The sequence below is a fragment of the Gracilibacillus sp. Marseille-QA3620 genome (genome assembly GCF_054950035.1).
The window spans coordinates 2914760-2928367 of record NZ_CM143102.1 but is presented as its reverse complement, the minus strand read 5'-3'; the positions used below and the strand labels follow the sequence as shown (position 1 = coordinate 2928367).

Genomic DNA, 13608 nt, shown 5'->3' with positions numbered 1-13608 from the left:
TTGTTTTGACGGGAGGAACGGTCCAGGCTATGTACAGGAAAAGCGGGATAAGTCAGTGTCTCATTCAGGGTGGGTGGGATAAAGGTGGGAGAAAGATGGGGTAAGACACGCAATGCCCATGCTTTCCCCAGGCAACGGGGGTAAAGGGTGGGCCAAGGGTGGACCAAAGGTGGGCATCGTCAGAGAAAGCCCACCCAATGCCCAGGCAACAGTGGCAAAGGGTGGGCCAAGGGTGGACCAAAGGTGGGCATCGCCAGAGAAAGCCCGCCCAATACCCAGGCAACGGGGGTAAAGAGTGGGCCAAGGGTGGACGCAAGATGGGCATCGTCAGAGAAAGCCCACCCAATACCCAGGCAACGGTGGTAAAGGGTGGGCCAAGGGTGGACGAAAGGTGGGCATCGTCAGAGAAAGCCCACCCAATGCCCAGGCAACGGTGGTAAAGGGTGGGCCAAGGGTGGACGAAAGGTGGGCATCGCCAGAGAAAGCCCACCCAATGCCCAGGCAACGGTGGTAAAGGGTGGGCCAAGGGTGGACGAAAGGTGGGCATCGTCAGAGAAAGCCCGCCCAATGCCCAGGCAATGGTGGTAAAGGGTGGACAACAGAGTAGCCAAAAACAAAAAAGCATCGCCCAAATTTCGGGCAATGCTTTTTTCATTGAACCTGGTCTTTCCAGACTGGCTTGGTTGTTTTTATCTCGGTTGTTCGCCCGTGTGCGAAGTAGTACATTACAATTCCGACAATGGCGATTGCCCCCATTGTGAAGTATAACCCGCGGTAGCCGAAGTGCGGGATGTAGAGTCCTTGCAGGAATGGTCCGGTGCCGATGCCGATGTCATACATGACGAAAAAGGTTGATGTAGCAAGGCCGATTCGGTGTGGCGGTGCTTCTTTAATGGCAATTGTCTGGGCGCTTGATTGAAAGGTGCCCAGGCCGATGCCCATGATGGCTCCTGCAAAGAGCAGCATGGCGCTGTTCATTGTACCGCCGAGTAATAATAGGCTGGCGGCATATAATAATAGCGAAGGGTAGATGACGAAGTTCTCCCCGCGTATGTCAAACCAGCGGCCGGTGAATGGTCTTGTGATCAGCAGGCAAGCTGCATAGATGACAAAGAAAAAGCTTGCGGCGCCTGCTAAGTTGATTTCCGCCGAAAATGATGTCATGTGAGACAGGACACTTGAATACGTAAAGCCGATGACTCCTGCTGTGATGGAGATCGGGATAGCGGAGAATTCAAAGTAGTCGCGAAGCTTATTGCTTTTCAGGCTTTCCATCTGTTCCTTGGTGAGAGCGGGCTGCTTGTACGTCAAAAGGATAGAGGCCAGCAGGCTGAAGAAGGCAAATACTACACTCACGGTGAAGACCATAGTGTATTCATAGGCATTGCTGATATAGAGCCCGATAAAGGGGCCAATAGCCATGGCGATATTTGTGCTGATAGCAAAATAGCCCATCCCTTCCCCTCTTCTGGATGGGGGAATAATCTCAGCGACAATGGTGCCGGTTGCGGTGGAAGAGACGCCAAATGCCGCGCCGTGAATCAGTCTTAAGCCTAACAGGAGGATCAAGTTATCAGCGGCAAAATATAAAAGGGTTGACGCAAAGAATACGCAAAGGCTTGCGACAAGCATTTTCTTCGGACCAATAAGGGCAAGTTTTTTTCCGGCCAGCGGACGTACTAAGACGGCTCCGATGACAAATATACTTGAAGCGAGCCCGGCGATGCTGGCACTTGTATGGAACTTGTCCATTGTATAGACCGTAAGTGTGACCATCAGGCTGTAAAAGCATAGGAAGATAAATAAGTTTGTTGAGGCGACGAGCAGGAAGTCCTTCGTCCAAAGTTTGGGTCTAGTCATGCGGGTTCACATCCTCTTGTTGTAGCTGTTTTTGCATTTTTTTAAGTACATTCATGGCGATGTCCAATTCTTCCTCCGTTACATCGGCAATGACGGTTTTCTCGTAATCCATGGTCGTTTTCTTGCAGAGCTCGTACATTTCTTGACCGGCCTTTGTCAGGTCAATCCTCTTCAGCCGTTTATCCGTCGATTCAAGCTGCTCAATCAGCTTCCGTTCTTCAAGTCGGCTAACGGTGCGGGTGACGGTCGGTTTCTCAACGTTCAAGTATTGGACGATTTCACTCAAGGATGCCGGGCCATTCTTCTTTAAGAAATGAATAATAGCCCATTGTGAATGAAACATGGCATGGGCTGCAAGATGTTCATTTAAGTTTTTCGTAAAGGATCGAGATACCTGTAAATATTGATGGAAGAAGTGCTGGGAATCTGTCATAAGTTCACCGCCTTTTAGTTACCTAGGTAACTATACTCCTCTATCGAATAAAAATCCAGTCTATTGTTTAAAAAAGGATAAATAGGAGCGAAAGGTACCCCTCGACAGTGTAAAAAGTTAAGGGATAGGATGTTATTTTTCCTGCATTTGGGTATAGAGTGATATATTTGTTTCTGTGAAAACATTATAAATAGGATAAGGGGCAGTAATATGAGAGAATTATTCACCATGTTAAAAAAAGGAAATGTAAGTGCGTTTATGGCGGCAATTGTTAACTTCATCATCTCCGTTATTAAAGGAACGGCCTACATTTTTACCGGAAATGTGGCATTGTTTGCAGAGACGCTTCACAGCTTAGGAGATGCCGCTAATCAATTTTTCGTATTCATCGGTTCTGCCCTTTCGAAAAAGGCACCGACAGGGAGATTTCCCAATGGATTTGGGCGTCTGGTCAATTTAGTGCTTCTTGGTGCCGTTCTAATTGTAGGGATCATGTCTTATGAAACGATTAAAGAAGGATACCTTCATATTATCGATCCGACAGAATCTAGTTATTTTCTTGTCAGTTTAGGGGTCTTGTTCATCAGCGTCGTTCTTGAGTCTTTCGTTCTGTTGAAGGCGATGCGCGAGATTATGCATGAGACCGGTGAAGAGGTACAGGGGATTTCGTATATTTACAAGAGCTTTAGCAGGTTCAAGGATGCTAAACCAGCTACAAGGCTTGTTTTTCTAGAGGATTTGGTCGCAACAAGCGGCGGTCTTTTGGCCATTATTGCTATCATCATTTCACACTATACTCCGTTTCATGCAGCAGAGGGTCTGGCCTCCATCATGATTGGGCTTCTTATGCTGATTGTTGTCGGGAAGGTTTTCCTTGATAATGCTGCGGGTGCGCTCGGTGAGGCAGATGAGGTGATGGAGCAATATATAGGGGATAAGGTAATCAATGAACAGGGTATCAGAGATGTACAGGATGTTGTGGTCATCAAAGAGGGCGAGGATTTCCATGTGGAAGTCAGCGTAGAGATTGATCCTAGTATGACCGTGGCAGAAATGGATGATATTAAAGATCGTTTGAAGGAAAAGCTTCTTCAGGAAAAAGGCGTTGTAGATGTATTGGTTGATTTTGATGAGGATGATGGAGTCCGTACATGGAAGAAATCGAGTAAACCGCTTGAAGAAATCTATGAGAAATAACGATAAATCATTTTTGGCAGATATATGAGGGCTTCCTATTTCATATGTCTGCCGTATGTATGACAGGAGGTTAGAGCTTTTGGGGAAGAAGAAAAAGGCGTTGATTATTGGGGCCACAGGTTTGGTGGGGAATGAACTTTTACATAGATTGCTTGATTCAGATTTGTATGGCCACGTAACCGCACTCGTCCGTCGTCCGATGGGTCTTGCGAATCCAAAGCTCCATGAGCGAATCATTGATTTTGACAATATGGAGTCAATGGCGAGTGAATTTGCAGTAGATGAGGTGTTTTGCTGCCTCGGCACTACCATCAAGAAGGCCGGATCAAAGGAGGCTTTTCGGAAGGTCGATTATGAGTATCCATTAAAGGCAGCTGAGTTAGCGAAGGCACAAGGAGTGAGTCAATACTTGGTCATTTCAGCCATTGGGGCAAATCCTGAGACAAAGGTTTTCTATTCAAGGGTGAAGGGGGAGCTTGAGAGTGCTTTAATTACTCTGCAATTTGATTCCTTGCAGCTCATACATCCTTCCTTGCTTCTTGGAAAAAGAGATGAATTCCGTACAGCAGAAGCATTGAGCGGATGGTTAAGCCCTGTGTTTTCCCCTCTTCTACGAGGAAGGCTTGCTAGATTTAAGCCGATTAAGGCAGAGGAAGTTGCAGCAGCTATGGTTCAAATCGCTGCTGATAGTGAAAAAGGAACTAATATATATGAATGGCCGGAGCTTCATGAAGCGGCAAAGAGAAACCCATAAGAAAGGCACGAATGCAGATGGAGCATTCGTGCCTTTTTAAAGGCTATAATTCCGGCATATCCAATCGATACAGGCTCTGATAGGTCTCATTTGTTTGCATGAGCTCTGTATGTGAGCCATCCATGCTGATTGTACCATCTTCAAGGAAAAGGATACGATCCATGCTCTCAGCCCCTGCCAGATGGTGGGTAATCCAAATGATGGTTTTCGCTCGAAGGGTATCAAAGATCGTCTTCAATAGCTGCCTTTCTGTTAGGGCATCGAGTCCAACTGTCGGTTCATCCAGGATAACGATTGGTGTATTCTGAAGAAGAATGCGGGCAAGCGCAATTCGCTGTCTTTCTCCCCCGGAAAACCGGCTGCCAAGCTCATGCATTCTTGTCTCATATCCTTTAGGCAGGGAAGAGATATAGTCATGCATATGAACTTGTTTAGCTGCCTCAATGACTTCCTCATCCGTAGCACCGGGATTGCCAAGGCGGATGTTATTCATGACGGTTGTATCGAATAAATGCGGTTTTTGCTGTAAGACTGACACAACACTTGAGAGATCTCCAAGCTCGTTGACTGGCTGACCACCAAGTGTGATGATCCCTTTTTGCGGTGCATAGGCCGCTAAAATTAATTTGGCTAATGTACTTTTGCCTGTTCCGCTCTTCCCAAGCAAAGCGACTTTTTCTCCTGCTTGAATAGAAAGGGATAAATTCCTTAAGACAGGTAAAGCACCATTGTCATAGGAGAAGGTGACATCATGAAACTGAATAGGTAAAGAATTTGCCTCTTTCAGTGTACTGCTCTTCACTTGATCATGAGTTTCTGCCGGCTTCTGCTCCTGCAGGGCATTCATCCTGTCTAAAGAGCTTTGATAGCTCGGAATTTGACTGACCGCATCAGAAAGCGGAGCGAATGCATCAATGAGCGGGAAGACGACCAGGACAAAGGCGGCAATCCAGCTTGGCTCAAATCGGCCAGCTTCAACGCTCAAGGAAATCCAGCAGGCCATCCCAATAATAATGATGAGGATGACAAGGTGAAAAAGGAGGTTGCGGCTGCGCTGAAATTTCGTAAGCTGGGCTTCAATCTCATCCATTTTTCTTTCATCCTGTTCATACCGTTGAATGAAATCAGCCTGTCTGCCGCTGATCATCCAGTCTCCTGCACCCATGACAGCATCGGTCAATGATTGATAGAGACCATTTCTGGCGTCCTTCATTTTCGCATGACGGGCATGTGTGGCCAGAAGGGAGACAAGCGGGAATAGGATGACTAGGACAAATAGCAACAGCAGCATAAATAAAGCGAATGGGATGGAGAAATAGCCAAGCCCTAATACAATCATGACATACAACAACACACTGATAACGGCTGGGAAAATCGTTTTGATATAGACATCCTGTAAATGTTCAATATCATCTGCAAGCACGCCCAGCAGGTCGCCAGTCTTGAAGCGGGAACGGAAATCCAGGGCATTTGGTTCCAATGCTTTATAGAGACGGACGCGCATACGGGAGAGTATCTTCAAAACCATACTATGGCCGCTCAATCGCTCTGCATAGCGGAATGCAGGGCGTGATACCCCAAACAGCCTGACAAGCACGATTGGTACATAAACCAAGAGAATATTCTCAGGAAGGGTTGCAGATTCTGAAATTAAATAGCCTGATGTAAACATAAGGGCACCCGCGCTGAAGAATGTTCCTGTTCCAAGAATAAGTACTAGCGCAAGGAGCCCTTTATTCTCGCTCAAATAGGGGCGAATCCATGAATTTTTCATAATCGCTAGCGGGGATAATGTCTTTTTCATTTAATCGCCTCCATCTTGCCGCTTTGTATCTGTACTAATTGATAATAATGTCCACGCTGCGCCATTAAGTCCTCGTGTGTTCCTGTCTCTACAATTTTTCCTTTGTCCAATACGATAATTTGGTCCATATCCTTCATCCAATGAAGTCTGTGAGTAGCAAAGAATACGAGATGGTCATCAAAGAGTGGCAGCATATTGGCCTTTAATTCATACTCTGTTTCAATGTCTAAGTGAGCCGTTGGTTCATCGAAAAGGAGAATCTTACGGCCTGTGTCAAGGAAAGCGCGGGCTAGGGCAATCCGTTGTTCCTGACCGCCGCTGAGCATGCGTGCTCCTTCGCCGATTTTCTCTTCTAGACCATTTGGCAGGGAATCAATGATTTCCCGAAGTCCTGCCTGATTGATGGCGGACTGTAAAGCTTCCTCGCTTGCTCCCGGCGTATAGAAGAGAATATTATTCCGCACTGTGTCATTGAACAGATAAGGGTGCTGCGGAATATAGAGAATCTGCTCCTGCCAGGAAGAATCATGGAAACCGCCCATAGTCTCTCCATTCCGATTCACTGTACAGCTGCTTGGAGCGAGGAAACCGCCTAGAACATCAATGAAGGTTGACTTGCCGGCACCGCTTGCTCCAATGATGCCAATCTTCCCATAGCCCTTCCAGGAATAGGAGATATTTTGAAGAGATGGGCGGCTTGCTTCTTCATGAACGACCGTCAAATCAGTGAAGGATAGGATATCTGCAGATGACCAGGAAGAAGCACTTTTCGTATCTTGCTCCTTCACCTCGGTCGGAATCGCCAATATATGTCCGATGGCTCCCATGCTGTTTTTGCCGTCTAGGGTGGCATGGTAGTCTGTTCCGAAATCTCGGATAGGCAGGAAATATTCCGGTGCCAAAATCAGGATGGTCAGTGCAGGTCCCAGCAAAATCGCACCTTCCATTAGATTTAAACCAAGGAACAGGGCAACAATCGCAATGGATAGGGAGGTGAAGAAATCAAGGGCAAAGGTAGACAGGAAGGCGACACGTAAAGTACTCATCGTTGCTTTGCGATATCGTTCACTGACTGTTCCGATATTCTTGTCGTAATCCTTGCTCAAGCCGAGAAGCTTCAGCGTTTCAAGCCCTCTTAATGAATCAACGAAGTGATTGGAGAGAACCTGATAGGATTCATACTGTTTATCCGCCTTCCTCTTCGCGGCAATTCCGAGCATGGCCATGAAGAAGAACAGGATTGGAAGTACAAGAATGACAATACCAGCGGAGGAGGGGTTTAATGTGAACATATAGATGACAATCATCGCGGGTATTAACAGCATATTCATCATTTTAGGAAGAAATAGCTTCAGGTATGTCTCCACTTGAGTGACCCCTTCAAGTGCCATTGTCACCAGGTTCCCTGTTCCTTCCTTCTGTGTGAATTTAGGCCCGAGACTGAAAATCTTATCAAGTAATTCCCGGCGAATGGCCGTTCCGGAATCAGATGCGAAGCGTTCCATCCATTGATCGCGGAAAAAGACCATGACCTGTCTTGCTAAATAAGCAGACGCAAATAAAAGGAAGGGAAGGAACTGATCGCTCAGTTTCTCCCCGTTGAAAAGATTCGTGATTGCACGCGAAAGCATAACGGCTTGCATAATGATGGCAGCTCCCTGCAGGAGGGAGAGGGCAAAGAGGAAGACGAATGTCCCTTTAATGCCCTTTAAGTTAAGAATGTCTCTTGTAATCATTCATGACCCACCGGTTCAGAATCAGAAACCCGCTTTCTGAATACATAATAGCTCCAAATTTGATAGCCAAGCACGAATGGCAGCAGCGTAAGGGAAACGATTGTCATGACCTTAAGCGTATAAGGGCTGCTGGATGCATTTATGATGGTCAAGTTGAAGTCAGAACTGATTGAGCTGATCATAACACGCGGGAACAGCCCGACAAACAGCATTGTGACTGTGAATAGAATGGTGCCTGTTGTCATGGTGAAGGCCCAGCCTTCCATTCTTTTGCCTGTGAAGAAGTAGGCAAAAGCCGTTGTAAGAACAGCACCGAATAAAAATAGCGGTGTAGCAACAGGGCGTGCCTCAAATAGGTCTGTGCTGAAATAAGTCAATACCGCAAAGGCAATCAAGCCAACTAACAAAAGAATGTACATCTTTGTGAGCATTTCCTGCGCACGTTTACGGATTGGTCCTTCTGTCCGCAGTCCGATATACGTAAGGCCATGTACGAAGCAGAGAACAACCATAGCAATGCCGCCAACGATGGAGTACAGATTAAAGTAATCGGTGAAACCGGCATACATATTGGCGGAAGCGTCGATTGGCATGCCGCGCACTAAGCTTGTGAATAAGACACCTAGCACAAAGGCAGGGACAATGCTTCCGATGAAAATCATCCAATCCCATAAATTCGTCCATTTTGTATGAACCTTATGGCGGAATTCAAACGCTACTCCCCGGACAATCAAGGCGAGAAGGAATAATACAAATGGCAGGTAATACCCGCTGAACATTGTCGCATACCATTCAGGGAATGCGGCGAAAATGGCACCTCCGGCTGTGATAAGCCATACCTCATTGGCATCCCAGAAAGGACCGATTGTTGTCACAAGCTGGTCACGCTCTCTTTGGTCACGGGCTAGGAAGCGAGTTGACATCCCAACCCCGAAGTCAAATCCTTCGAGAATGAAGAAACCAATAAACAAAACCGCTACAAGTAAGAACCATAACTCATTTAAGCTCATTGTCCAAAGGCCTCCTTATTAAATAAATCTACATCCGGTTTTTCCGGAGCATCCTTCTGAGGTCCTTTTTTGACCTGTTTCACAATCAAGGTAATTAAGACAACCGCAAGAATGGTATAAGCCCCAAGGAAGGCGATGATAGAAATCCATAAATCCGTTGCCGTGACATTCGGTGAAACAGACTGGGCTGTCGTAAATAATCCCATAACTGTCCATGGCTGGCGGCCAATCTCAGTCATGATCCAGCCGGCAGTATTGGCAATGAACGGCAAGCAGATGGCTCCAAGCATGATTTTCAAGTACCAGGCATTCTCCATCAGGGTTTTTCTCTTAATTAAGAACAATCCAATCAAGGATAGAAGAATCATGATTCCCCCGCCAAAGGTCATAATGCGGAAGCTCCAATAGACAGGCTCTACAGGCGGGATATAATCTCCTTCGCCGTATAGTTCCGTATATTGCTCTTGAAGTGTGTTCATTCCTTCAATCGATCCGGAGAAGCTATTATAAGATAGGAGACTTAATAAATAAGGTATTTCAACAGACCAATTATTCGTCTTATTCTCTTCGTCAATATCAGCGATTAAGGACCAGCTGGCCGGGTCACCGCTGTCCTCCCATAATCCTTCACTCGCTGCCATTTTCATAGGCTGAGAGGAAACCAGATGCTGTGCCTGCCAGTGACCAGTAAAGGCAATGCCAAGTCCGGCAACAATGCCAAGAACGGTAGCAATGGTAAAAGAACGTTTGAATAATTCGATATCCTTCTTCTTCATGAGCTTGTAGGCACTGATACCGCCGACCACAAATGCCCCGGTCGCGAAAGCACCGAAAATCGTGTGAGGGAATTCTACGAGCAATTGTGGATTTGTCAAAAAGGCCCAAATATCCACTAATGTTGCTTTGCCTTCAACGACAGCGATTCCAACAGGCTCCTGCATGAAGGAGTTCGCAGCCAGAATCCATAGGGCAGAGAGCATCGTGCCAATGGATACAAGCCAGATGGAGAGAAGATGAACCCATCTTGGCAGACGATTACGTCCGAACATCCAAACTCCAATAAAGGTCGATTCCATGAAGAAGGCTAAGAGTGCTTCAATGGCGAGAGGTACACCAAATACATCACCGACAAATCGAGAATATTCGGACCAGTTCATCCCAAATTGGAATTCCTGGATAATTCCTGTTACAACACCGACCGCAAAGGCGATGAGGAAGATGTTTCCCCAGAATTTCGCCATGTCTAGGTAGATTTCTTTCTTCTTAAAGAAATACATTGTTTCCATAATGGCTACCAAGAAGACGAGCCCGATAGAAAGCGGCACGAAAAGGAAATGATAGATCGTCGTAGCAGCATATTGGAAACGAGCTAAATCAAGAATTTCCATAAAATCATTCACACCTTTCAAAATTAACTATGTAATGTTCATGTGTTCACAATATCTTCAAAAAAAAACCAATGTATACGAAGAGAAGGATGATGAATAAAGAAATAGTTTCTTTTATATATATTGTGGACAATGGAAGATAAGGAATAAGTTATTATATTAAAAAATATAATAACTTGTTATCTATATGTATTTTAGTCGGATGATTAGAAAATTACTAGAGAAGGACATGAATAAATAATGGTAAATTTGTGACAGGATGCAAATTTGTCACAAATCAAAATATTGGTGTTCAGACACCCATAAAGTGAATATTTGTCTAAATTTTGTCCGTCTATAGTCATGGTCTTTTTTCTGCATGTATGTCTATTCACACAGATATCCTAGAAAGGATATTAGATGGGAAGCTATAAGAGGAAATGAAGTTATCATGCAGCCTTTTATTATGCAAGAATTATATTTAGGTATGAAAAAAGCAAAGACACAGACTCCGTGTTCTTTGCTTTCATCCAGGTTTAGTTATACATGAACTAATTTAAAGCCTTTTTCCTTACAAGCATATCGAATCGCTTGGCGGAAGGTCGCAAATGTTTCTGTTGGAATCGATGTGCCTTGTCCAATAATCTGTTGCACGAACTTAGCTGAAAGTCCAGAATAGATCACTGTTGTTCCAATAAAATTTAAAGAACGGCAAATCGTTTCAAGCTCCATTGTAATGCTGTCATCATCCAAGACAGTCATACCGGTGAAATCAATGATTAGATAGCTGGCTAGTCTATTGGCGCTCTCAAACAGGGCAATCTCCTTAATCTTGTCTAAACGATTTCTTGTCATCGTTCCGGTAATCGGCATAAGAATCACATCATCTAGGATGGTCTGGATAACAGGAGCGTATAATTCCTCAAGCAGAGCATATCCTTTATGCAGCTCCTCCTCATAATCGGTAACATCCTTCCAGGTGATGATATAGATCGACTGGTTAAGCCCGTTTTTCCATCTGTTGACGGTCATATTAGCCGCCCACTTATGATAGAGGGTGATTTTCGCTTCAACCGGAAAGATACCTGCTTCTATGGCTGCCTTAAGAGCTTGGCCTTCATTAGGGTCTAGATCGCAAATGCTTTTGCCGATATATTCTTCCTTGCTTGAAAGTCCGGTAAAGGGTTCCAGTTTTTTTATGAGATGGTTAGAATAATCATTGAGCAAGATGATTTGATACTGTTCGTCACAAATAAAAAGGTTCTCTCCGATAGCATTTAAGAGAGATATTTGAGCTTGGTCTAATATAGAATCCATTCTATTCTCCTTGGGTTGAGTCTGGCCTTGTAACCTTATTATTATAAAAGATTTGTCAAAAATTTCAAATTAAAGATGCTAAATGGTTCGTAATTTATAGGAACTAACACGCATTCTTTATTAGGAAAGAAGGTAAATGGGATGAAAGAGAGAAATAATAGGAATGACGGACGATAATCTATTTCAGAAGAAGGTCCATTGCCATAATTAAAATGATACTCAACTCAGTAGAAAAGTTGTATACTGAAAATTATGAAAAGATTAGGAGGACATGGCATGAGCTATTCATTAAAATGGGATCTTGAAGGGATTTTCCCAGGAGGTTCCCAATCAGCTGAGCTTGCAGCAAAATTAGAGAGAATGCATGAATCAATAGCGGTATATAAGGACGAGGTGAAGAATTTCAGTCCGATAAAGGAAATGCAGGAGATGGGTCAGCTAGTCCGTATACTTGAGCAGACAGAGGAGATTGAGAAGGCTGTTTCTCAAGTGGTTGCTTTCTTGGAATGTCTTACCGCACAGGATGTTCATGATACGAAAGCCGACCAATTGAACGGGGAAGCCTATTCCTTGATTAGTGAGTTCCAAACGGCTTTTACTGGTTTTACCATTAAATTAGTCGATATTGATGACGCTTTATGGGGAGAGCTTTTGAAAGACCCGTCCCTTTCAGAGATTGCCTTTTACTTGAATGAAAAGCGTGAGCAAGGGAAGGAACGTTTATCCGAAGCAGAAGAAGCGCTGATTAATTCATTGAAAGTGGATGGTTACATAGGATGGAGTACGCATTATGACTCACTCGTTAAAACAATCGAGATACCTTACACAGATAAGGATGGGAGAGAGGTCCTTCTATCTGCTGGTCAGGCATTCAATAAGATGATGGATGACCCAGATCCTGAGGTCCGCAAAGAACTGTTTGTGAAATGGGAAAAGGCGTGGCATGAGAAAGCTCCTTTATTCGCAGATACATTGAACCATTTGGGCGGCTTCCGCCTGGCGGATTATAAAGCCCATGGCGTTACCGATTTCATGAAGGAGCCGCTCCAGTATAACCGTATGAAAAAAGAAACGCTTGATGTGATGTGGGATGTCATAGCTAAGAATAAACAGCCATTTGTTGATTTCCTCAACCGAAAGGCCCAAATCTTCGGTAAAGAGAAGCTTAGTTGGGTTGATGTCGATGCACCGATTGTAACGACTGAGCCAAAGCATTATTCCTACGATGAAGGGGCTAAATTTATCATCGACAATTTCTCCAAGTTTGGTGTTGAGCTTCCAAAATTTGCGGAGCAGGCATTTGAGAACGCTTGGATTGAAGCAGAGGACCGCCCAGGAAAACGTCCAGGAGGCTTTTGTACAAGCTTCCCAGAAACGAATGAATCCCGTATATTCATGACCTATGCTGGTTCTCCGAGTGGTGTCGCAACACTTGCGCATGAGCTTGGCCATGCTTTCCATAGCCATGTACTTAATGAGAAGCCATTCTTTAATACCGAATATGCGATGAATGTTGCTGAGACAGCCTCTACCTTTGCTGAGCAAATCTGCTCTGATGCAAGCGTACGAGCAGCAGAATCAGATGCCGAGAAAATCACGTTGCTTGATACGAAGATTCAAAATGCCATTGCGATGTTCATGAATATTCATGCCCGCTATATTTTTGAAACGAACTTCTATAAAGAACGTCAAAAGGGCCTCGTCTCAGCTGAACGCCTGGATGAACTGATGGAGGCAGCACAGAAGGAATCCTACAAGGATGCCTTGAGTGAATATCACCCAAGCTTCTGGGCAAGTAAATTGCATTTCTATATCGCAGAAGTGCCGTTCTATAATTTCCCGTATACCTTCGGCTATTTATTCAGCCTGGGCATCTACCATCTATCCTTGAAGGAAGGGAAAGCCTTTGAGGAGAAATACATTGCCCTCCTTCAGGATACAGCGGCAATGACCACAGAGGAATTGGCGATGAAACATCTTGGTGTAGACTTGACTAAGCCTGATTTCTGGCAGGCAGGTGTTGACCTCGCTATTGCCGATGTTCAAGAATTCCTTGATTTAACGAAATAATATATATAAACATGGAAGAGGCATGGCTGTTGAGGGCAGTGATGCCTCTTTCTCATACTA

General features: G+C 44.8%; 10 protein-coding genes. 3 read left to right on the top strand and 7 right to left on the bottom strand.

Translation table 11 applies throughout. The annotated features are described in order from the left end of the window. Positions 1-651 precede the first annotated feature (651 nt). Positions 652-1860 carry an MFS transporter gene (locus tag ACY8DX_RS14810; RefSeq protein WP_049670252.1) on the bottom strand — a complete coding sequence of 403 codons (1209 nt, stop codon included), beginning with the start codon at positions 1858-1860 and terminating at the stop codon, positions 652-654. After that, positions 1853-2293: a MarR family winged helix-turn-helix transcriptional regulator gene (locus ACY8DX_RS14805; RefSeq protein WP_049670253.1), complete on the bottom strand. Its 441-nt coding sequence runs from the start codon at positions 2291-2293 to the stop codon at positions 1853-1855. The genes ACY8DX_RS14810 and ACY8DX_RS14805 overlap by 8 nt, the downstream gene beginning before the upstream one ends. 210 nt (positions 2294-2503) lie before the next feature. Here ACY8DX_RS14805 and ACY8DX_RS14800 point away from each other — a divergent pair, with 210 nt between their 5' ends. Further along, positions 2504-3490 carry a cation diffusion facilitator family transporter gene (locus tag ACY8DX_RS14800; RefSeq protein WP_049670254.1) on the top strand — a complete coding sequence of 329 codons (987 nt, stop codon included), beginning with the start codon at positions 2504-2506 and terminating at the stop codon, positions 3488-3490. 79 nt (positions 3491-3569) lie between these two features. Continuing rightward, positions 3570-4244: an oxidoreductase gene (locus ACY8DX_RS14795; RefSeq protein WP_231589486.1), complete on the top strand. Its 675-nt coding sequence runs from the start codon at positions 3570-3572 to the stop codon at positions 4242-4244. A 43-nt stretch (positions 4245-4287) separates the two neighbouring features. On the opposite strand, the gene cydC is transcribed toward ACY8DX_RS14795, so the two are convergent. From cydC to ACY8DX_RS14770, 5 genes are all read right to left on the bottom strand, one after another. Further along, the gene (gene cydC / locus ACY8DX_RS14790) at positions 4288-6048 is read right to left on the bottom strand and encodes a thiol reductant ABC exporter subunit CydC (protein WP_439802178.1); all 1761 of its coding nucleotides are present in this window, start codon (positions 6046-6048) and stop codon (positions 4288-4290) included. Continuing rightward, the gene (gene cydD / locus ACY8DX_RS14785; RefSeq protein ID WP_462406956.1) at positions 6045-7781 is read right to left on the bottom strand and encodes a thiol reductant ABC exporter subunit CydD; all 1737 of its coding nucleotides are present in this window, start codon (positions 7779-7781) and stop codon (positions 6045-6047) included. The genes cydC and cydD overlap by 4 nt, the downstream gene beginning before the upstream one ends. Further along, positions 7781-8794, bottom strand: a complete 1014-nt coding sequence (gene cydB / locus ACY8DX_RS14780; RefSeq protein ID WP_049670257.1) for a cytochrome d ubiquinol oxidase subunit II — start codon at positions 8792-8794, stop codon at positions 7781-7783. Before cydB ends, cydD begins: the two co-directional genes overlap by 1 nt. Next, positions 8791-10182: a cytochrome ubiquinol oxidase subunit I gene (locus ACY8DX_RS14775; RefSeq protein WP_049670258.1), complete on the bottom strand. Its 1392-nt coding sequence runs from the start codon at positions 10180-10182 to the stop codon at positions 8791-8793. Before ACY8DX_RS14775 ends, cydB begins: the two co-directional genes overlap by 4 nt. Before the next feature lie 519 nt (positions 10183-10701). Then, a complete protein-coding gene (locus ACY8DX_RS14770; protein ID WP_462405530.1) occupies positions 10702-11478 on the bottom strand; it encodes an STAS domain-containing protein in 777 nt (258 codons plus the stop codon). Positions 11479-11754: 276 nt separating this feature from the next. Between ACY8DX_RS14770 and ACY8DX_RS14765 the strand changes: the two genes are divergently transcribed. Then, complete coding sequence (locus ACY8DX_RS14765) at positions 11755-13548, top strand: M3 family oligoendopeptidase (protein WP_439802180.1); 1794 nt, start codon at positions 11755-11757, stop codon at positions 13546-13548. Positions 13549-13608: the final 60 nt, after the last annotated feature.

Coding starts and splice junctions, on each gene's coding strand:
- ACY8DX_RS14800 (WP_049670254.1), top strand. CDS start 2,504: ATGAGAGAATTATTCACCATGTTAAAAAAAGGAAATGTAAGTGCGTTT.
- ACY8DX_RS14770 (WP_462405530.1), bottom strand. CDS start 11,478: ATGGATTCTATATTAGACCAAGCTCAAATATCTCTCTTAAATGCTATC.
- ACY8DX_RS14810 (WP_049670252.1), bottom strand. CDS start 1,860: ATGACTAGACCCAAACTTTGGACGAAGGACTTCCTGCTCGTCGCCTCA.
- ACY8DX_RS14775 (WP_049670258.1), bottom strand. CDS start 10,182: ATGGAAATTCTTGATTTAGCTCGTTTCCAATATGCTGCTACGACGATC.
- ACY8DX_RS14765 (WP_439802180.1), top strand. CDS start 11,755: ATGAGCTATTCATTAAAATGGGATCTTGAAGGGATTTTCCCAGGAGGT.
- cydC (WP_439802178.1), bottom strand. CDS start 6,048: ATGAAAAAGACATTATCCCCGCTAGCGATTATGAAAAATTCATGGATT.
- cydB (WP_049670257.1), bottom strand. CDS start 8,794: ATGAGCTTAAATGAGTTATGGTTCTTACTTGTAGCGGTTTTGTTTATT.
- ACY8DX_RS14805 (WP_049670253.1), bottom strand. CDS start 2,293: ATGACAGATTCCCAGCACTTCTTCCATCAATATTTACAGGTATCTCGA.